Raw genomic sequence first — 20,399 nt, 5'->3', positions numbered from 1 at the left:
CTTGCGTGTGTTAAATGGTATGCGTCAAGCGATGTGCGGCCGTTCATGCGTGCCGCCTGCGTTTGTCGATGACGTCGCGAATCTGGTAGTAACTGCCGAGCGCGGGCATGAACCACGGCTTGCCGCTATAAAGCGGATGCGTGACCATCGGCGTGCCGTAGGCGCTTGTCTCGGGCGCCTGTCCTTCGGCGATCAGCCGCGCGACCTTGTAGCCGAGGTAGGTCATCATCACGACGCCGCTGCCGTTGCAGCCGAGCGCGTAGTAAATGCCATCGGCGGTGCGGCCCAGATGCGGGAGAAAATCGAGCGTGAGCGCCACGGTGCCGCCCCAGCTATACGCGACCTTCACATCGGCCATCTGCGGAAAGCGCTCGACCATCTGCGCGTGCAGCACCGCAGCCGACTGGCGGCGATCGAGGTGATAAAAGCGCGCGCGGCCGCCGAACAGCAGGCGTTTGCCATCCGGCGAATAGCGGTAGTAGTTGACGACACGCCGTGTCTCGGAGATGCCGCGACGCTTCGGTATCAGCGAGGCGCGCAGGTCGGCCGGCAATTCCTCGGTGGCAATCTGGTGCGATACGACCGGCACCACGCGACGCTGCAAATCGGGCATCGACGAACCGGTGTAGCCGTTCGTGCAGATCACCACATGCCGGCTCGTGAGCGCGCCGCGCGACGTTTCCACCCGGTATTGAGCGCCGCTTCGCGCGATGCTTCGAACCGCCGCGCGGCTGCATACGGTCACGCCCGCGCCGCGCGCGGCGGCGAGCAAACCGGCGAACATCATCGACGGATGAACCTGGCCCGCGCGTTCGATCAGCACGCCGCCCGCATAGATGTCGCTCGCCAGTTCGCCGCGTAATTCGTCGCGCGACAGCATGCGTGCGCCGGCGCGCGCATAGGCGTTCAGATTGACGATGCGCTTGCGCCAGGCGGCCATGTGCGCATCGGTCCACATTGCGTTGATGCGCCCTGCCTTGACGTAGCTGCATTCAATCGCGTTGTCGCGCAGAATGTTTTCAAACACTTCGTACGACACGGACGCTTCGCCGAGCAACCTTCTCTGTCTTTCTTCGGATACCGAATTATCCAGCTTCTTACCCGACGGCGCCTTGCCGACGTTCACGCCTCCCGATACCTGGCCACCGCTTAGCGTGCTGGCGCCGATGCCCGGCACGTCCGCTTCGAGCACCGCCACGCGCAAGCCCTGCTTCGCGAGTTCGAGCGCGCACGACAAGCCCGCATAACCGGCGCCGACAATCGCCACGTCCGCGTCGCGAGGCACGTCCGACATCAGTTCGTCATGAGGACGCCAGTCTTGCCACCAGTACGGCGTGTCGGTGAAATCGGAAGAGAAAACCTGCTTGCGCGTGGACACGGTCGAGTCCCTGGTTGAGTTGAAGAGCCCCGCTCGCGAGGCAAGCGAGGGCGTGAAAACAGGCGGCTACTGCACGGATAACGCGTCGCTAACATCGTCCAGCGCACGGCGCGCAATCGCGACAATTTCGTCGATGTCCGCGCGCGTGGCGACAAGCGGCGGCGCAAAGCCGACGATGTCGTTCGTGCCGAGCGCACGCACGATCAAACCGCGCGCAAGCGCTGCCTGCGCTACCCGCTGGCTCGCCTTCGCCGCGGCCGGAAACGGGCGGCGCTCGCTCTTGCCGGCCATCAGTTCGAGCGCGGCGAGCATGCCCACGCCTCTGACATTGCCGACGAGCGGATGCGCGTCGAACGCCTCATGCAAACGCGCCTGGAAATAAGCGCCAACCTGCGCTGCGTTGTTCACGAGCTGCTCGCGCTCGATGATGTCGAGATTCGTCAACGCCGCCGCCGCGCACACCGGATGGCCCGAATAGGTCCAGCCGTGATTCATCGCGCCCTGCTCACGCGAGCCGCGCTCGATCACATCCCACACGCGCTCGCTGACGATCACACCCGACAGCGGTAGATACCCGCTCGTCAGGCCCTTCGCCACCGACATCAGATCCGGCTCGAGACCGTAGTGCTCGCTGCCCGTGCGCGAACCGAGCCGGCCGAAACCGCACACCACTTCATCGACGGCGAAGAGAATGTCGTGACGCCTGAGCACCGCCTGAATCGCGGGCCAATAACCTGACGGCGGCGGCACGATGCCGCCCGAGCCCATCACCGGCTCGCCGAAAAATGCGGCGATCGTGTCGGCGCCTTCACGCGCGATCAGTTGCTCCAGGTGCTCGACGCAATCCGCGACGAACTCCGCTTCGCTCGCGCCGGGACGTGCATCGCGATAGAAGTCGGGACTAGCCGTGTGCAGCACTTCGCGCATCGGCAGATCGAAACCGGCGTGGAACTTGGGCTGCCCCGTGAGGCTGCCGGTCGCGATGCCCGAGCCGTGATAACTGCGCTGCCGCGCGATGATCTTTTTCTTGCGCGGCCGTCCCAGCACGTTGTTGTAGTACCAGGCGAGCTTGATCTGCGTTTCGTTCGCGTCCGAGCCCGACATGCCGTAGAACACTTTCTTCATGCCGGGCGGCGCCCACTCTTCGATCAGGCGCCGCGACAGTTCGACAGCGGGGTCGTTCGAGAAGCCCGCATACGTGTGATAGAACGACAACTCGCGCGTCTGCGCGGCGATGGCGTCGGCCATTTCCTCGCGTCCATAGCCGATGTTCACGCAGTAGAGTCCTGCGAACGCGTCGATGTACGAACGTCCCGCCTGATCCTCGATGCGAATCCCTTTCGCCCGCGAGATGAGGCGTGCGTCGAGTTGACCCGACGCATGATCGGACGCATGCGTGCCGGGATGCATCAGATGCCGCCGGTCGGTTTCGAGCGTCAGTTCGCCAGGCGTGCGGATCGCGGGGTTCATGGCGGTGTCGATGAAGTTCATGGTTTGTCCGCCGCTGATGAATGCGCAGGTGCGTCCCACTCGGGATGCCACGCGGGCTTGCTCACGCGGCCGTCGGCGCGAGTGAGCGCGCCGATGCGCGCCATTGCGCCCGCATCCAGTTCGAAATCGAACACGGCCAGGTTTTCGCCGATGCGCAGCGGATTCGACGACTTGGGAATCGCCGCCACGCCAGGCTGCTGCACGAGCCAGCGCAAGATGATCTGAGCCGGCTTGCGCCCGTATTCGCGTGCGATCTCCGCGATGACCGGATCGGCGAGCAGCTTGCCGCTGCCAAGCGGCGTATGCGCAATGAGCACCATGCGATGCCGCCGGCACGCGTCGAGCACGCGCGTCTGATCGAGATACGGGTGGTATTCGCACTGATTGGCGGCCAATGGCACAGAAGCAAGCGCGACCGCGCGATCGAGCAGCGCGGCCGGAAAGTTCGATACGCCGATATGCCGCGTCAAGCCGCTGCGCTGCGCGTCGCAGAGCGCGCCGATGGTCTCTTCGAGCGGCACATCCGGATTGGGCCAATGCACCAGCAGCAGATCGACGTGATCGAGCCCGAGCCGCGCGACGCTCGCCTCGGCGGCACGCCTGAAATCCGCCGCGCGCAATTCTGTGTGCCACACCTTGGTCGTGACGAACACTTCGTCGCGCGGCAAACCGCTCGCCGCGAGCGCCTGCCCGACCGCCTGCTCGTTCTCGTAACGCGCCGCCGTGTCGATATGGCGATAGCCCGCTGCGAGCGCCGCGCACACCGCTTGCACCCCTTCGTCATGGGTGGAGCGCCAGGTGCCGAGGCCGATGGCGGGCAAGCGCGCGCCGTGCGCTTCGATAACCGGCGCAGCGCCGGGCGGCTGAAAAGAGAGTCCCATTGCCTTAATCGTTCTCCGATGCTTTGCAACTCTAAGAGAGGTGTGCCACAATACGGCACGGCGTGCCACGAACAGTGCCCGAAAAGTAACACGCGCTTTTTTGCGTTGCAAGCGCAGCGTGGGCGCGCGCGCGCCCGTCGCCGTCGCTCATCGGAGACCTGCATGAAAAGTTTGTTGAAGAGCCTCGAGATTCTCGAAGCTGTGTCGAAGAACCAGCCGGTCAGCGTCGGCGTGCTGGCGCGCCTGCTCGATATGCCGAAGTCGAGCGTGCAGCGCGCGCTGCTGACGTTTCACGAGGCCGGCTGGCTTCGCCAGACGAGCGGCGACCTGACACGCTGGGAAGTGGGTCCGCGAATCCTCGGCGTGCGGCCTGCCGCGCTGCGCGGCGGTGCGCTGTATGCGGCCGCGCGCGGGCCGATGCGCGAGTTGCGCGATTTGACCAACGAGACAGTTCATCTGTCGGTGCCGGACAGCACCAACTCAATGGTCCTGATCGATCGTGAAGACTGTACGCAGACGGTGCGCACCTTCAGTCCGATTGGCGATCTGAGTCCGTTTCATGCGACCGCGACGGGCCTGGCGGTACTGGCGTACATGACGGAAGCCGACGCCGACGAAATCCTGAGCCGTGACTTGCCGAAGTTCAGTGACACGACGCCATCCGATCCGGCCGAGATACGTCTCGAACTCGAGCGCATCCGGCAACGCGGCTATTCGGTGAATCTCTCGCAGTATCGTCCTGCGGTGTGCGCGATCGGTGCGCCGGTCATCGACTCGGACGGCGCGCCGGCGGCGAGCATCTGCATCTCGATGCCTGAATCGCGCTATGACCCGGCACGTCTTGAAGAATGGGGTAATGCGGTGGCGAAGGCCGCTGCCGCGATCGGCGTCTAGCAGTCGGGCGGCATGCGGATTTCACCAGTCATTTTTTGCAGATATCAGCTTCAGCTATCGCGCGCTCAAACGCTTCCCGTATCGCGCCGCAAAACGTCTCTGCCACGAGCGATAACGGCCGTGACCCATTGGTCACGAGATAAAAATGATCCGGCACGGCGGGCGTGAACGGCCTCACGGCCACACGCTGCCGCGCAAATGCAGCGGTGACCGGATCGATCAGCGCGACGCCCGCGCCATTCGCGACGAGCGCCACGATGGCTTGCGAGAGTTGCGCCTCAATCACGAGATCGCGCGCGATGCCTGCATCGACGAAAACCCGGTCGATCGCGCTGCGTGCATCGAAACTCTGCGGAAACGACACGAAGCGCTCGCCGCGTAAATCCGCGGGAGTCAGCGACGTCTTGCGCGCCAGCCGATGCCCGCGCGGCACGATGCAACGCATGACCGCATTCGCCAGGCGTTCGCTTTTGACGGCCGGATGCGGAATCGGCTCCGCGATCACGCCGACATCGCACTGCCCGGACGCGACTTTCTCGACGACCGTCGTCGCGCTATGCGTAAGCAGACTGATGTCGATACCCGCATGCCGCTCCACGAACCGCGCGATCACCGAAGGCAGCAAATCCAGCGCCACGGCGGGCGAGCCTGCCACGCGCAACGAGCCGCGCCGCATCGCGCGTATCTGCCGCGCCGCCTGCGAGATGCGGTCCATGCCGACGAACGCGCGCTCCACTTCCTCGGACAACACGCGCGCTTCCGCCGTGGGCGTGAGCCGCCCCTGCTGACGATCGAACAGCACGAAGCCGACGCGGCTTTCCAGATCGGCGATAAGACGGCTCACGGCAGGCTGCGAAATATGCAGCGACTCCGCGGCGCGGGTGACGGTGTGCCGAAGCATGACGGCGCGAAAGGCCTCGATCTGGCGAATCTTGAGTTCGGATGTGTCCATAACATTGGATTATAGATGACCGACAAACTGGCATTTGACGCAGTTTTTTGCAGCGCCCAAAGTTCGGTCTCGACTCGTAAAAACAGGCAGGAAACGCATTTCATGCAGCATAAGCTGGCTCATAACACGGCACGCCGCTTCGACATCGTGATCGCGGGCGGAGGACTCGTCGGCATGGCCATCGCCTATGGGCTCGTTCGTGCAGGAAAACGCGTGGCCGTATGCGACGGCGCGGACTCCGCGCATCGAGCGGCACGCGGCAATTTCGGGCTCGTCTGGGTACAAGGCAAGGGCGGCCGGTGCCTGCCCTACGCGCAGTGGTCGCGTGAATCGTCCGAGCGCTGGGGCGCGTTCGCCGCGCAATTGCAGCGCAAGACCGGCGTCGATGCGGGCTTCGAACGTCCCGGCGGCATCGAGTTGTGCGAAACCATCGAGCAGCTCGAAGCGGGCCGGCAATTGCTTGAATCGATTCGCTCGCGCGACGCGTCGCTCACTTATGAGGTGCTCGATATCCATGCGCTGAAGGCGCGCGTGCCCTCGGCATCGGACAAACTGGCGGGCGCGCTGTACTCGCCGCATGACGGACACGCGAGCCCGCTCTATACGTTGCGCGCGATGCAGCAGGCCTTCGCGCTCGCGGGCGGCACGTATCTGCCGCATCATGAAGTCCGCGAAATCCGCCCATATGTGGGCCGCTTCGAAATCGATACGCCGCACGGCACGCTGGAAGCCGAACGCGTCGTGCTCGCCGCGGGCCTCGACAACCAGCGCCTGGCGCCAATGGTCGGCATGCTCGCGCCCATCACGCCCCTGCGCGGCCAGATCATGGTGACGGAGCGGCTCGCGCCGTTTCTCGACTATCCGACGCTCGTCGTACGGCAGACGCCCGAAGGCTCGGTGCTACTCGGCGATTCTGCCGAAGCCGTCGGCTTCGACGACGGCCAGACGCGCGCCGTCATGGCCGATATCGCGCGCCGCGCACGCACCGCATTTCCGGTGCTCGGGCATGCGCGCATCGTGCGCGCGTGGGGCGCGCTTCGCATCATGACGCCCGACGGCCTGCCCGGTCTACGAGGAATCGTCCACGCATCCCGGCGCGTTCCTCGCCATCTGCCATAGCGGCGTGACGCTCGCCGCCGCCCATGCCGACGTGATCGCGCCGTGGATCGCGGGCGGCGCGCGACCTTCAATACTTGATCCCTTCGTCGCCACGCGTTTTTCGAATTCGACCGATGCCCACGTACTTTGAATCTCTCGTCACCTTGCCGGCGCCCACGGTGCGCGTCGATATCGACGGCACGCACCGGCATGTGCCGCAGCACTACACGGTCGCCGCGGCGTTGCTCGAAAGCGGCGCGCTCGCCTGCCGGACCACGCCCGTCAGCGGCGCCCCGCGCGGACCGTTCTGCATGATGGGCGTGTGCTTCGACTGTCTCGTGGAAGTCGACGGCGTGCCGAACGTGCAGGCGTGCATGACGCGCGTCTGCGACGGCATGCGGGTCCGCGCGATGTCCGGTAAAGCGAGGCTCGCATGACGCAGCGTCCAGTGCAATCGACGTGCGATCTGCTGATCATCGGCGCGGGACCGGCGGGCATGTCGGCGGCGATCGCTTCGCGCCGTGCGGGTCTCGATGTGATCGTCGCGGACGAAGGCGAGGCGCCTGGCGGACAGATTTATCGCAACGCCGCGCAGTCTCCGCTCACGGATGCGCATGTGCTCGGCGACGAGTATCTCGGCGGACGCACGCTGATCGCGGCTTTCGATGCCAGCGGCGCGAAGCATCTGGCGCGCTGCGTCGTATGGCAGATCGCGTTTGAAAACGGCCGCGCCGTCGCGATGCTCACGCGCCGCGCGCAAGGTGCACAAGGTGCGCAACCTGGCGGCACGCTCGACATCTCGGCGCGCGCGGTGCTCGTCGCGACGGGCGCGCAGGAGCGTTCGTGGCCGGTGCGCGGCTGGACGCTGCCGGGCGTGATGGGCATCGGCGCGGCGCAAACGCTGCTCAAGTCGTCGGGACTCGCGCCATCGCAGGACGCGGTGCTCGCGGGTTGCGGACCGCTGCTGTGGTTATTCGCATCGCAGTTGCTGAATGCCGGACGCCGTGTGCGCGCCATCATCGATACGACGCCGCGCGATGCGTGGCGCGCCGCCTTGCCTCATGCGCTGCCCGCGCTTGCAGGCGCCGATTATCTGCTGAAGGGTCTGCGCATGATGCGCGCGGTAAAGCGCGCGGGCATCCCCATTTATCGCGGCGCAAGTGCGTTCTTGATCGAAAGCGAAGAGCGCGCCGAACGCGTGCATTTCGCCGATGAACACGGCACGCGTCGTTCGATCGACACGTCGCTCGTGCTGCTGCATCAGGGCGTGATTCCGTCGACGCAACTGGCCCGCTCGCTCGGTTGCGAGCACGAATGGGATGCGTCGTCGGCCTGCTGGCGCCCGCGCACCGATGCGCACGGACGCAGCACGGTCGGGCATGTTTGGATCGCGGGCGACGGCGCGGGCATCGGCGGCGCGAAAGCGGCTGCGCACGCGGGCACGCTTGCGGCACTCGATATCTCGCGCGAACTCGGCGCGCTCGATGCCGCGTCGCGTGATGCACGCGGCCGCCGCTCGCGGCTCGCGATGAAACGGCACCTCGCCGTGCGCCCGCTGCTCGATGCGCTCTACACGCCGCCTGCCGCGCTGCGCCGTCCCGCCGACGACGTCATCGTGTGCCGTTGCGAGGAAGTCACCGCAGGCGAGATTCGCGCGATCGCGGCAATCGGCTGTCAGGGGCCGAACCAGATGAAGGCGTTTTCACGCTGCGGCATGGGCCCGTGTCAGGGCCGATGGTGTGGCGCGACGGTCGGCGAACTCATCGCGCAGGTGCAGGAACGCGCGGTCGGCGACGTCGGCTACTACCGCATTCGCGCGCCGACCAAACCCGTTACGGTCGACGAAATCGCCGACTCCATCGCGCTCGGCGACGACTTCACTCGCGGCGAATTTCCCAGTTGATCCCATCCATCGCAGACGAAACGAATCGCACCACACCCACACCACACCACATCACACACGGAGCCTCTATGAAGACCACACGCGTAAAGACGATGTTGAGCGCCGCCCTGCTCGCCCTGATGGCCGCGAGCACGATGGCATCGGCCAAGGAGTGGACCACGATCCGCATCGGCGTCGACCCGACGTACCCGCCGTTCGAATCGATCGCAAAAGACGGCACGGTCGTGGGCTTCGACGTCGACCTCGGCAATGCAATCTGCGAGAAACTGAAGGCGAAGTGCGTGTGGGTGCAAAGCAGTTTCGACGGACTGATTCCCGGCCTTCAGGCGCGCAAGTTCGACGTGATCCTTTCGTCGATGGCGGCGAACGCGAAACGCCGCGAACAGATCGACTTCACCGACCGGCTGTACCGCAACCAGACGCGCCTGATCGCGAAGGACAGCGCGCATCTGCTGCCCGAAGCGTCGAAGCTCGCGGGCAAGCGCGTGGCGGTCGAGCAAGGCACGGTGCAGGAAACGTATGCGCGCGAGAAGTGGGCGTCGTCGGGCGTGGAAGTGGTCGCATATCCGAGCTACGACCAGGCTTATTCCGACTTGACGGCGGGGCGCGTCGATGCGGTGCTGATGGACGCCGTGCAGGGCAAGCTGGGTTTTCTCGCGACGCCGGCCGGCAAGGGCTTTTCATTCGCAGGCGATGTGGTCTACGACGCGAAGATCATGGGCGACGGCGACGCGGCGGGCGTGCGCAAGTCGGAGCCGCAACTGCGCGACGCGTTAAACGGCGCGATTGCCGAATTGCTCAAGGACGGCACGTATCGCAAGATCGAAGCGAAGTACTTCGATTTCGACATGTACGGGAAGTAACAACCGTTTTTCTCGCTTGTTGCGTATGTATGCGCCGGATAGCCACATCCATTGAACACCGGCGCATCGATCCAGCTAAAGAGTAGCGAGCGTCGCCTCGCTCTCTCCTACTCCAACACCAAATCCCCCGCTAAACGGCTCCGTAACCTCCACGTCACGTTCGCCCACGACAATGCGCCATCTTTGACCCTCAGGATGGAGTTGGCATGTTTGCGTCACGAAGCCGTTTTCCGCTGCACGTCGCAGCGTTGTCGAGTGCGATCGTTCTGGCTGCCTGCGGCGGCGGCGGCGATGTCGTCGCCACTAATACGCCCGTCGCGGCCGTGCCGGCGCCGCCGGCCGATCCCGGTTTCGTCGACAGCGCGCCCGTGCCGGGCGTGCCCGCCTTCGTCGATAACATCGCGACCAACCAGCGTGGCGACGCGCGCTATGCAACGCTGTCGACCAACGCCGCAGTGCGTGTCGTGAGCCGCTTTCTCGACCTGTGGCAGCCGTCGACGATGCTGGTCGACGCGGGCGTGAGCGCGCCGGCAAACGGCGCGTTTCCGGCGATCGTGCCGTCGACCTGCTCCGGCTTGCCCGCCAGCGGCACGCCGTGCGGCACGATCCTGAACAGCACGGTGCTGAGCGCCAACGTTCAATACGTGATCGACGCGACGACCGCGCGCACGCCGCAGCAGGCCGACGCCGCGTATTTCGACGACCGCCGCGGCAAGGGCTACAGCGTGACCGACGGGATGGGCCCGCTCACCGCCGCATGGCGCACGGCGGCGCAGCAGACGACCAGCATCACGAGCGTGCCGCCGGATGCGACGACCGTGCTGTACAACGACTCGGGCAATAACGTCGGCGTCGGCGGCAGCACGAACGCGAGCTTCGGCAAGGTCGTCGATCTGCTCAACGAGATGGGCAACAACGCATCGACGGAACCAGCGAAACGCTTTTACAAGTACGCACGGCCGTATCGCTGGAGCGCGAGCGTCGTGGTCGCGCCGACGCTCGTTCCCGCGGAAAGCACGACACCCGCGACCGACGGCGGCTTCATCAGCGGTCATGAGGCCGAAGCGATGCGCGATGCGACGACGATGGCGTGGCTCGTTCCCGAACGATTCCAGGAAATGGTGAGCCGCGGTCTCGAACTCGGCGAGAACCGGATTCTCGCCGGCATGCACTCGCCGCTCGACGTGATCGGCGGCCGGATGCTCGCGCTCGCCGTCAGCGCGGCGAACCTGAACACGTATGCAAGCGACGCGCAGGCCGCCTACGTTCAGGCTCACCAGGCGCTGCAGCAGCTCAGCGGGACCAACGGCGCGAGCTTCGCCGCATTCGCTCGTTCGGGCACGGCGGCAACGGACCGCTTCGCCGATTACACCGCAAATAAAGCGGCATTCATGCGCCGCATGACGTTCGGCTTCGGCCCGATCGCATCGACCGATGCGCCGCCGCTCGTGCCCAAGGGCGCGGAAATTCTGTTGCAGACGCGCTTCCCGTACCTGAGCGCGGACCAGCGGCGCGTCGTGCTGAAGACGACCGAGATGCCGTCCGGCTATCCGGTGATGGACGACGCGGAAGGCTGGGGCCGCCTGAACCTGTTCGCCGCGGCGGACGGCTATGGCGCGTTCAACGGCAACGTGATCGTGTCGATGGATGCGTCGCAGGGCGGGCTCAATGCGGCCGACGTGTGGCGCAACGATATTGCCGGTGCAGGCAAGCTGACGCTGCAAGGCACAGGCACGCTGACGCTGTCGGGCAACAACCGCTACACGGGCGGCACGCAAGTGAGCGGCGGCACGCTCGCGGCGGGCTCGGCGAACGCGTTCGGCAACGGCGACGTGTACGTCGGCTCGGGCGGCAGCGTGAAGATCGCGGCCGGCGTGCCGGTGACGATCGCGACGCGCTACACGCAGCTCGACAACACGACGCTCGAACTCGACATCGACGGCAACGGCGGCGGGCGTCTGCGTGTGGGCGGCACGCTGAGCGTCGTGGGCGGCACGCTGCATGTGAAGTTCGTCAACGGCTATGCGCCGAAAGCCGGCGACACCATCGCGCTGATCGACGGTGCGGCCGGCTCGGCGAAGTTCTCGACGGTGACCGTCGACGGCTTCAAGGCGACGCCGGTTTATACGGGGACGGGCGTGTCGGTAAGGTTGTCGGCGGCGTAACGGTTGTGGCTGAGCAGTGAACCGCGACGAGACGTTCGCTACTTCAAACGTCTCGTCGCCTCGCGCATCCTAGTGCGCGCCTGCCGCCGCCCCGCCGCCACCGCCCTTGCCCGGCTTCGTGAGCCAGATCAGCGGAATGATCACGATAAAGATCATCGACGAAAGCCAGAAGATGTCGTTCAGCCCGAGCATCGCGGCCTGTGCATTCAGCGAGCGCTCGAAGAACGCCGCCGCCTGATCCATGTTGCCGCCGAGCGTCGTATGAATGTCCGCGAGCGCGGACGTATAAGCCGGATTGTTGACGCTCGACTGTTCCGCGAGTTGCGCGTGATGCAGGATCGTCCGGTTGTTCCAGCCCGTCGTGATCAGCGACGTGCCCACGCCGCCGGCGAATACGCGCACGAAGTTCGACAGGCCGGCGGCCGCAGGAATTTTATCGGGTGAGAGTCCCGACAGAATGATCGCGGTAAGCGGCGTGAAAAAGAGCGCCATCGGAATGCCTTGCAGCAGCGTCGGCAGCACGAGCGTATAGGTGTCGACGCCCGTCGTGTAATGCGAGCGCATCAGGAAAACCGCGGCGAAACCGACGAAAGCCAGCGTCGCGAGCACGCGTGCATCCGTCTTCGGCATGATCTTCGCCATCACGGGCGCGAGCAGCACCGCGAAGATGCCGAGCGGCGCGGTGACGAGACCCGCATCCACCGAACGATAGCCGAGATAGCCCTGAATCCATTGCGGCAGAATCACGAGGTTCGCGAAGAACACCGCATACGCGACCGAAATCGCAATCGTGCCGCCGCGGAAATTGCGTACCGCGAAGAGCCGGAGATCGACGATCGGGTTCTTTTCCGTGAATTCCCAGATCAGGAAAAACACGAAGCTGACCGCCGCCACTGCCGCGAGAATGCAGATCACCGGCGAGCTGAACCAGTCGAGGTCCTTGCCCTTGTCGAGCATGATTTGCAGCGACGCGACCCATGCGACGAGCGACATCAAACCCACTTTGTCGATGGGCAGTTTGCGCGCCGGCGTCTCGCGGTCGCGATAGATAAACCACGTCACGGCCGCAGCAAAGAGACCAACCGGAATGTTGATGTAAAAGATCCACGACCAGCTATAGCTGTCGGTGATCCAGCCGCCCAACGCCGGACCGGCAATCGGGCCGACCGTGGCCGTCATCGCCCACAACGCCAGCGCGGTCGAGCTCTTTTCCTTTGGATACGAGCCGAGCAGAATCGCTTGCGACAACGGAATCAGCGGACCGGCCACGGCACCCTGCAACACGCGCGCGGCGAGCAGGATCACCAGGTTCGGCGCGACCCCGCACAGCCACGAAGAAAATACGAACAGCACGATCGCGGCGACGAACAGCTTGATTTGACCGACGCGCTGCGTGAGCCAGCCCGTCAGCGGAATGGCGACTGCATTCGCCGCGGAAAACAACGTGATGACCCACGTGCCTTCATCGACGGATACGCCGAGGTTGCCCGAGATAGTCGGAATCGCAACGTTGGCAATGGACGAATCGAGCACGTTCATGAACGTCGCGAGGGCGACGGCGAAGGTCGCGAGAACCAGCTTTGCGCCGCTCAGCGGCGGCGGTGCGAGTTGCGTCGAGGAATTCATCTTACTTCCAGTACGAAGTCGCGAACAGGCCGGCAATATCTATCTGACCTGTCAGCTAAATGGATAAATGAAGACGCGATAACGAACGGCGTCACGTTCTGCACTTCAGCCCGCGCGTTTTGGCATGGCGGCGCTGTTGCGCTTGTCACGCGTGCCCTGTGCCGACGATACGACACGCTCCGTCGGTCCCGGATGCGCGACAACACTATTCCGCTCGATGATCTTCTGAATCTCCGCATCGGCCTGAGCCCCGTATTGCGCGAAGACATCGGTGCGGTACGTCGTATTCACGGCCGCGCCGAGTTGCGCGCCGGTGCTATCGCGTGTGTCCACATCGACCTGCATCGACAAGCCGATTCGTAGCGGATGCGCTTGCAGTTCCTTCTGATCGAGTTCGATGCGCGCGGGCAAACGCTGAACCACCTTGATCCAGTTACCGGTCGCGTTCTGCGCGGGCAACGTCGCAAAGGCGCTACCCGTGCCCGCCGAAAAGCCGACCACGCGGCCGTGATATTCGACCTTGCTGCCGTACACGTCGGCCGTCAGTGTGACGGGCTGGCCAATACGCATGTTGCGCAACTGGCTTTCCTTGTAGTTGGCATCGACCCAGACGCCGTTGAGCGGCACTACCGCCATCAACGGCGTGCCCGGCGATACCCGCTGGCCCACCTGCACCGAGCGCTTCGCCACATAGCCGGTGACGGGCGCGGGCAACGTGTTGCGTGCATAGGCGAGGTACGCGTCGCGCACTTTCGACGCCGCCGCCTGCACGCTCGGGTGCTGTTCGATTGTCGTGTGGTCGGTCAGCGCGCGATTGGCTTCCGCCTGCTGACGCGCGGCGTCGAGCGCGGCCTGTGCGGCGGTCACCGTGTCGCGTGCATGCGCGATGTCTTCCGCGGACACCGCGCCCGTGTCGGCGACGGCCTGGCGGCGGCGCAGATCGTCTTGCGCCCGAGCCAGATCGGACTGTTTCTGCGCGATGTTGGCGGCGTAGAAATCGTTGTTCACGTACAGGCTGCTCACCTGGCGAACGGTCTGCCCCAGCATCGCTTCGGCGTTGCCGAGCGCGACTGTGGCGTCCGCGTTATCGAGCGTGACGACAGGGTCGCCCGCCTTCACGATCTGCGTGTCGTCGGCGTTCACCGCGACGACCGTACCGGTTACTTGCGGCGTGAGTTGCACGAGATTGCCGCTTACGTAGGCGTCGTCGGTCGTCTCGTGATAACGCGCATAGGTCATGTAATAGGCACCGTATGCCGCGACCGATACGACGACGGCCGCACCAAGCAGCGTGAGCAGCAGTTGGCGCTTGCGCGAATTCGGTTCGCTCGCGGCGGTGGGCGCGGTGGCCGCGGTGGCCGCGGCGGCATTGGGTGCCGTCGCTGTGTCTACGTTGGCGGGCGCCGCATGCGTCGCGGCGCGCTCCGGCGTGTTGATTTCACTCATGTCGATTCTCCAGGCAGATTCGGTCGTGGGTTATTCGGAAGGCCGCTCAACGCGCGGCGTCAACGGATGGGTTCGATGCTTGCGTGCGCCCCGCATCGGTGTTCGATGTATCGACGAAGCCGCCGCCAAGCGCGGAAGCCAGCGCAATCTGCTGATCGCGGCGGCTCATGCGCAGGTTCGCCACGGCCTGATCGGCGGAAAGCGCGTTGACGTCGGCGTTCAATACGGTCAGTTGATTCGTCAGGCCCGCCTTGTATTGCACGAGCGCGAGTCTGTCGGCCTCGCGCGCGGCGTCCTGTGCCGCCTGTGCATCGACAAGCTGTGCATCGGTCGAACGCACATTGGCCAGTTGAGATGCGACCTCGCTCAGCGCCGTCACGAGCGTCTGGTTGTAGGTCGCGACCGCATAGTCGAAGTCGGCGTAGCGGCCCTTCAACTGCGCCCGCAGTGCGCCTGCGTCGAAGATCGGCAAGTGAATTGCCGGGCCGGCCGATGCCGTTCGGCTAGCCGCCGTCAGAAAGCGGCCAAAGCCGAATGCGTCGAGCCCGATTGCCGCGCTCAGGTTGATGTCGGGATAGAACTCGGCCTTCGCTTCCTTCACGTCATGCGTCATCGCGTCGACGCGCCAGCGCGCGGCCACGATGTCGGGGCGGCGGCTCACAAGATCGGCGGGCAGGTTGTCGGGCAGACGGACTTCGTCGCCGAGACCGAGCGACGGCCGCGCAATCTGCAACCCGCGGTCCGGGCCCGCACCGAGCAGCGCGGCGATCTGGTAGCGCGTCGCGAGAATCTGTCCGTCGAGCGACTTCAGCGCGGCACGGCTCGTCGCGAGATTGGCCTGCGCCGTCTTGCGTTCGACTTCGGTATCGAGCCCGGTCGCAATGCGCCCCGCGGTAATGCGCTCGATCTGCTCACGCTGCGTGACCTCCTGCTGCGCGATGTCGCGCAACAGATAGAGGCGCGCAAGCTGGTTGTATGTGCGTGCAATCGACGTCGTCAGCGTCAGCTTCACGACCTCGGCATCGGCCTGACTCGCTTGAAGTTGCGAAATCGCGGCCTTCAGCGCTTCGCGATTCTTGCCCCACAGATCGAGATCGTATGAAGCATTCAACAAGCCCTTGTTTTCCGTTTGCCACGAGCCGCCGTACGGAGGCGGAACGAGCGCCGTGCCCGAGAATTGCTGACGCGTCAGCGAATAACTCGCGTCGACGCGCGGCATCGTGCCGGCCTTCGCGGTTTCGCTATAAGCAGCGGCCGCCGAGACGCGGGAGCGCGCCTGATCGAGCGTCGGGCTGCTCTTCAGCGCTTCGTCGATCAGCGCTTTCAGTTGCGCGTCGCCGAACTGGTCGGCCCAGTCCGCGGCGGGCCAGTGACCTTGTTCGGCGGGAATGCTTTGTTGCGTGGCGTACTGCTGCGGGCCGGCCGTCTTTGCGTCGCTGTGGATGCCCGCATAATTCGCGCACGCCGACAGCACCGCGGCAAACATGATCGACACACCCGCTTTCAGCAGCCGTGAAGCGCGCCGTTCTTTCTTTAACTCGTTTCTCATTTGCTGACCTGTCAGATATATGGTTAAAAAAAAGCGCTCAGTCGCTCAGAAACTTGCCAAGCAGACGGCGCAGTTCATTGAATTCGTCGCGAGTGAAGCCTTCGAGCCGGGCATTCAGCACATCCGGCACAATCTCGGCGATACGCAGCGCAACGTCGCGGCCCGCTTTCGTGAGTTCGACGTTGACGACGCGGCGGTCGCCCGTGCTGCGCGAGCGCGTCAACAGGCCCCGCGTCTCGAGTTTGTCGAGCGTGCGCGACATCAGGCCGGTATCGACGCCCAGATGACGCGACAGCGCCGCCGGTGTCGTGTCGATGCCCTGCAGTAGCGACAGCAAAATGCCGACGTGATGCGCGCGCACATTCAAGCCCTTCACCGCCGCGTCCATGTGCATCGCCATCAGATTGCGCGCCTTGCTGATCGCAAAGCCGACGCTATCCGTCAAATGAAAGTCAGCCTTTGAATAGTGCGACATGCGTTGCTCCTCGTTGCCTGCCGACACAATAGTTGACATGTCAGATACTATCAACGGCGCCACATGGAACTCATTGTTTCATTGGCGGCGACAGTCTTTAGTTTTGCGGAGGCACGGGCGAAGCAGACGGAGCAGACGGCGAGCGCCGCGTTCAGTCGCTCAGGAATTTACGCAGCAAACGGCGCAATTCAACGAGTTCGGATTTTGTGAAGTCGTTCAGCCGTGCGTTCAGCACAGCGGGCGCGACGTGAGGAATCTGATCGGCGACGGCGGCGCCCTCTTTCGTGAGTGAAAGATTGACCACGCGGCGGTCCGTCTCGTCGCGCGAGCGCACCAAAAGGCCCTTGGTTTCGAGCTTGTCGAGCATGCGCGTCATCAGGCCCGTATCGATGGCGAGCATTTTCGACAGCTCGAACGGCGTCGACGCGAGGCGCTGGCGAAGCGTCAGCATGATGCCCATTTGCTGGCTGGAGATGTCGAGTTCCTTGAGCGCCGCGTCCATTTCGGCGACGATCAGGTTGCGCGCCTTCACCAACTGGAAGCCCACGCTCTCCGTCAGCCTGAAATTGTTTTTGGTGTAGTGACGCACGCGAGGCCTCCTGAATGATCCGATATAACTGACCAATCAGATATTATCAAATCAGGCCTCGGGACATCGGCGTTCGGTTTACCGCGGTGCGCGCACTCAGCGTCAGATACGAGCGTAAATCGAACTGCCGATCGTCAGCGTCGTCGCGCCAGGCGACGCAAAGCGAATCTCGTACAGGTCGCGTCCGAAGTTGCCCGGCACTTTAACCGACATGCCGCCGAGCGTATCGCTCACCGGCACGAACAGTTCGTAGCGAAGATCTTCGTTGCCGAACAGCACGTAGCCGGGAAGTTCAGCCAGGGTCGCGAAAAACGCCGGCGGATTGCCAAGAACGACAATCGGCACGGCGCTCGGCGAATCGTTGGTCAAGGTCCATTGCGTGCCGACGCGTTGCTGCCACGCGCTGTCGAGCGGCGCCAGCGGTGCGAGTTGCTGGCCGACCGGCAGCGTCAGATACGCGTAGCCCGCGCCCGGCACGACCCGCTTCATCAGATAGCGATAGTTGAATGCATTGCCCTCGCTGTCGTTGCCCGACACGACGGTGAAGCGGTACGACGCCGTATCGGCAGCGCTCCACCACCAGCCGTCGCTGCGGTACTGGTATGCGCCGATCTCGGCCCAGCCTCGCGTATCGGCGTCCCACTGGTTGATCTGCAGACTGCCGTTCGCATTGGCGAGCACCTGATACGGCGAATCGGAATTGCCGTAAATGCCGGCGCCGCCCGCGATGCCCGGCCCCGATGCGGCCGGCGGCGCCGTGTTGGCGAGCTTCGCCGGCAGCGACGCGATCGTGCCGTCTTCCTTCAGCGCCGACAGCACCAGCGTTTCGGCAATCGCACGCGCGTTGTATCCGGCATTGCCGGTCACCATCAGCGCGAACTTCGCATTGGGGACGACGAAAAATTCGGTCGAGTAGAACGCCGTGCCGCCGTCCTTCTCCCAGCCGAGCACGCCTGCGGCGTTGAGCGCGGGCTGGACCACGCTGTCCCAGCCCAGACCCCAGCGCCATTCCGGCGACGGGTTGATCGTCAGGCTTTTCGTCTGGTCGGCGCCCATCTCCGCGATGCCCGCCGCGGACACGATGCGCTGTCCCTGGAAGACGCCGCCGCCGTAGATCATCTGCGCGAGATTCATCATGTCGACGGGTGTCGAACTCAGTCCGCCGGTCGCGTACGCATTGACGAATTCCTGATGCTGCGCGCCCTTCACGTACGGCAGCGAGAACGATCCATCGGACGGCACACTCGTCAGATAGCTGGAGTGCGTCATCTTCAGCGGCGCGAGAATCTCCGACTGCACGAAGTCCGCGAAACTCCGGCCCGTCACGGCGAGCACGATCTGCTCGACCATCGTGAAGCCGTCGTTGCAATAGACGGCCAGCTCGCCGGGCAAATGCTTCAGATGCGAGTTGGCGAGTTCGGCTTGCGTGTCGGCGGCGTAACCGGCGACCGGCTCAAACGTGAAGAGATTGCGCCCGTTCGTGCCGGGCAAACCGGATGCGTGCGACAGCAGATGACGCGTGGTGATTCGCGCGTATTCCGGCGACAGCATCGTGAAGGCCGGCAGATATTTGACGATCGGCGTGTCCAGCGTGATGAGCCCGCGGTCGACGAGGATCGCCGCCGCCAGCGCCGGGAACAGCTTGCTGACGGAGCCGATGTTAAAGCGCGTTTGCGGCGTCGCCTTGATCTGCCCCGGCACCGACGCCACACCGAACGCCTGCTGCCAGACCACCGCGTTGCCCTTGACCATCGCGACGGAGATTGCCGCGACGGGAGTCGACGGATCGCTGACGACCTGCTGGATCATCTGCTGACCGAGTGCAATGGTCTGCTGATAAGGCGTCGACTGCACCTCGTCGCTGCCGCAACCGGGCAGCATCGCGGCGAGCACGCCGGCGCCGGTGTAGCCGAGAAACTGCCGCCGGCCTGTGTTGAACGGAACCTCGTGATTGCGATCGTAGCTGGCCACGGCATTCCCCTTCGTTCTGGTTTGTTTCCAGGACCTGCAAAAGGCGCTTTGTTCAACCGCTTGTTCAACCGCTTTGTTCAACCGCTTTCTTCAACCACGAGCCGCCAACGCGGCAAACACAATCTTCACCAGTTTCGACGCAGCGGGACGGCGCTTTTGAATAGGCCAGGCGCCGCCCTGCTCCAATCATAGCTGCGCGGCGCGTGCGCGAATAGCGGCGTGTCGAGATGCTGCGAAGCTATGGCTCAATAGAGCGTCCTTGCGCCTCGCCGCTCAATACGCGCTCAATAAGCAAATTGCCGGTAGTTTTCATCGAAGGTGCGCGCGGTTTCTTCGACGACCGGATTAAAGCGCAACAAACGCCGCGCGCGCGGCGGCAGTTCGGCGAGCACCTTGCGCGGCACGTCGATATGCACTTCCGGCCGGAAATACCACCCGCGGCTATAGCCGATCACGACCATCGGACGCGGCACGCCGGTCAGATTCGGCGTGCCGCGATGCAGCCCGCGCACGTCGCGGATCATCACGTCGCCGACCTGCATCGGCACGCGCTCGGCTCGGAAGCGCCCCGCTTCCAGACCTTCCAATGCTTCTTCCCGCGAGATGCGATGCGTGCCGCGCGTCGTCTCGAGCGGCCCATTGCTATCGTCGACATCCACGAGCGGGAAGTTGACCGCAAGCTGAAACGACGGCGTTTCCGGCGCGTCGTCAAAGAGCGGCGGCGTATCGCGATGCCAGTCCTGGAACTGCGAGCCGAGCACCGGCGTATCGGTGGCAAGCTGGCACATCACCGGATCGTGGCCCGCCACACGCTCCACGATACCGACGATGTCTTCATCGCAGACAATGGCCGGATCGGCAAAGAGGCCTTCGAACGGCAGCGTCACGTAATAGCGGCCGGGGCCGCGATTGCCGTTCGCGTCCGATTCGACATGAGGCTCGAGCAGCGGCGCGAATGCGTCGCGCCACGCTTCGATCGTCGCGCGCGGAAAGTGATTGCGCAACAGCACGAAGCCGTCGCGGTTGAACGCATCCGCGAGTGCGTCTCTCGTGCTTTCGTCGTAACGGGCCATGCGCGTCTCCTCCATGTCGGTTTGCAAAAAAGAATCGCATGCGTC

General features: G+C 64.4%; 16 protein-coding genes and 1 pseudogene. 6 read left to right on the top strand and 11 right to left on the bottom strand.

Annotated elements, in window-relative coordinates:
- Nucleotides 1–43: 43 nt before the first annotated feature.
- The 3 genes from ABIE53_RS09260 to ABIE53_RS09250 form a co-directional block, all read right to left on the bottom strand.
- Entirely contained in the window at nt 44–1,378 is a 1,335-nt protein-coding gene (locus ABIE53_RS09260) for an NAD(P)/FAD-dependent oxidoreductase (RefSeq protein WP_107708315.1), read from the bottom strand.
- Nucleotides 1,379–1,444: 66 nt separating this feature from the next.
- Nucleotides 1,445–2,869 (bottom strand): aminotransferase, encoded by a 1,425-nt coding sequence (locus ABIE53_RS09255; protein ID WP_244230982.1) that lies wholly within the window; start codon nt 2,867–2,869, stop codon nt 1,445–1,447.
- Nucleotides 2,866–3,750, bottom strand: a complete 885-nt coding sequence (locus tag ABIE53_RS09250) for an aldo/keto reductase (protein ID WP_107708317.1) — start codon at nt 3,748–3,750, stop codon at nt 2,866–2,868. The genes ABIE53_RS09255 and ABIE53_RS09250 overlap by 4 nt, the downstream gene beginning before the upstream one ends.
- A 162-nt stretch (nt 3,751–3,912) precedes the next feature.
- Between ABIE53_RS09250 and ABIE53_RS09245 the strand changes: the two genes are divergently transcribed.
- Nucleotides 3,913–4,644, top strand: a complete 732-nt coding sequence (locus ABIE53_RS09245; protein WP_029969294.1) for an IclR family transcriptional regulator — start codon at nt 3,913–3,915, stop codon at nt 4,642–4,644.
- 28 nt (nt 4,645–4,672) lie between these two features.
- On the opposite strand, the gene ABIE53_RS09240 is transcribed toward ABIE53_RS09245, so the two are convergent.
- Nucleotides 4,673–5,596 carry a LysR substrate-binding domain-containing protein gene (locus tag ABIE53_RS09240; RefSeq protein WP_107708319.1) on the bottom strand — a complete coding sequence of 308 codons (924 nt, stop codon included), beginning with the start codon at nt 5,594–5,596 and terminating at the stop codon, nt 4,673–4,675.
- Nucleotides 5,597–5,698: 102 nt separating this feature from the next.
- Between ABIE53_RS09240 and ABIE53_RS09235 the strand changes: the two are divergent.
- The 5 genes and pseudogenes from ABIE53_RS09235 to ABIE53_RS09215 all read left to right on the top strand — a co-directional run bounded on the left by ABIE53_RS09235 (nt 5,699) and on the right by ABIE53_RS09215 (nt 11,625).
- Nucleotides 5,699–6,845 (top strand): annotated as a pseudogene (locus tag ABIE53_RS09235) (NAD(P)/FAD-dependent oxidoreductase).
- Nucleotides 6,829–7,131, top strand: a complete 303-nt coding sequence (locus ABIE53_RS09230; RefSeq protein ID WP_107708323.1) for a (2Fe-2S)-binding protein — start codon at nt 6,829–6,831, stop codon at nt 7,129–7,131. The pseudogene ABIE53_RS09235 and the gene ABIE53_RS09230 overlap by 17 nt, the downstream one beginning before the upstream one ends.
- Nucleotides 7,128–8,597 (top strand): FAD-dependent oxidoreductase, encoded by a 1,470-nt coding sequence (locus ABIE53_RS09225; RefSeq protein WP_192698891.1) that lies wholly within the window; start codon nt 7,128–7,130, stop codon nt 8,595–8,597. Before ABIE53_RS09230 ends, ABIE53_RS09225 begins: the two co-directional genes overlap by 4 nt.
- 68 nt (nt 8,598–8,665) lie before the next feature.
- Entirely contained in the window at nt 8,666–9,460 is a 795-nt protein-coding gene (locus ABIE53_RS09220) for an ABC transporter substrate-binding protein (RefSeq protein WP_006051045.1), read from the top strand.
- 206 nt (nt 9,461–9,666) lie between these two features.
- Nucleotides 9,667–11,625, top strand: a complete 1,959-nt coding sequence (locus ABIE53_RS09215; protein ID WP_107708326.1) for an acid phosphatase — start codon at nt 9,667–9,669, stop codon at nt 11,623–11,625.
- Between the two features lie 69 nt (nt 11,626–11,694).
- On the opposite strand, the gene ABIE53_RS09210 is transcribed toward ABIE53_RS09215, so the two are convergent.
- The 7 genes from ABIE53_RS09210 to ABIE53_RS09180 all read right to left on the bottom strand — a co-directional run bounded on the left by ABIE53_RS09210 (nt 11,695) and on the right by ABIE53_RS09180 (nt 20,354).
- Entirely contained in the window at nt 11,695–13,251 is a 1,557-nt protein-coding gene (locus tag ABIE53_RS09210; RefSeq protein WP_107708328.1) for a DHA2 family efflux MFS transporter permease subunit, read from the bottom strand.
- 105 nt (nt 13,252–13,356) lie between these two features.
- On the bottom strand, nt 13,357–14,697 hold the full coding sequence (locus ABIE53_RS09205; RefSeq protein WP_107708330.1) for an HlyD family secretion protein: 1,341 nt from the start codon (nt 14,695–14,697) through the stop codon (nt 13,357–13,359).
- Between the two features lie 46 nt (nt 14,698–14,743).
- Complete coding sequence (locus tag ABIE53_RS09200; RefSeq protein ID WP_006051049.1) at nt 14,744–16,246, bottom strand: efflux transporter outer membrane subunit; 1,503 nt, start codon at nt 16,244–16,246, stop codon at nt 14,744–14,746.
- Between the two features lie 37 nt (nt 16,247–16,283).
- Nucleotides 16,284–16,721, bottom strand: a complete 438-nt coding sequence (locus ABIE53_RS09195; RefSeq protein WP_107708332.1) for a MarR family winged helix-turn-helix transcriptional regulator — start codon at nt 16,719–16,721, stop codon at nt 16,284–16,286.
- A 151-nt stretch (nt 16,722–16,872) separates the two neighbouring features.
- Complete coding sequence (locus ABIE53_RS09190; RefSeq protein ID WP_107708334.1) at nt 16,873–17,310, bottom strand: MarR family winged helix-turn-helix transcriptional regulator; 438 nt, start codon at nt 17,308–17,310, stop codon at nt 16,873–16,875.
- Between the two features lie 102 nt (nt 17,311–17,412).
- Nucleotides 17,413–19,281 (bottom strand): serine hydrolase domain-containing protein, encoded by a 1,869-nt coding sequence (locus tag ABIE53_RS09185; RefSeq protein WP_114156067.1) that lies wholly within the window; start codon nt 19,279–19,281, stop codon nt 17,413–17,415.
- A 284-nt stretch (nt 19,282–19,565) separates the two neighbouring features.
- Nucleotides 19,566–20,354, bottom strand: coding sequence for a phytanoyl-CoA dioxygenase family protein (locus ABIE53_RS09180; RefSeq protein WP_114156066.1), 789 nt, complete (start codon nt 20,352–20,354; stop codon nt 19,566–19,568).
- Between the last annotated feature and the right edge of the window lie 45 nt (nt 20,355–20,399).

Origin of the sequence: Paraburkholderia sp. OAS925, assembly GCF_040543975.1 — a bacterium.
Taxonomy (GTDB): Bacteria; Pseudomonadota; Gammaproteobacteria; order Burkholderiales; family Burkholderiaceae; genus Paraburkholderia; species Paraburkholderia graminis.
This window is presented reverse-complemented; position numbering and strand designations above follow the sequence as displayed.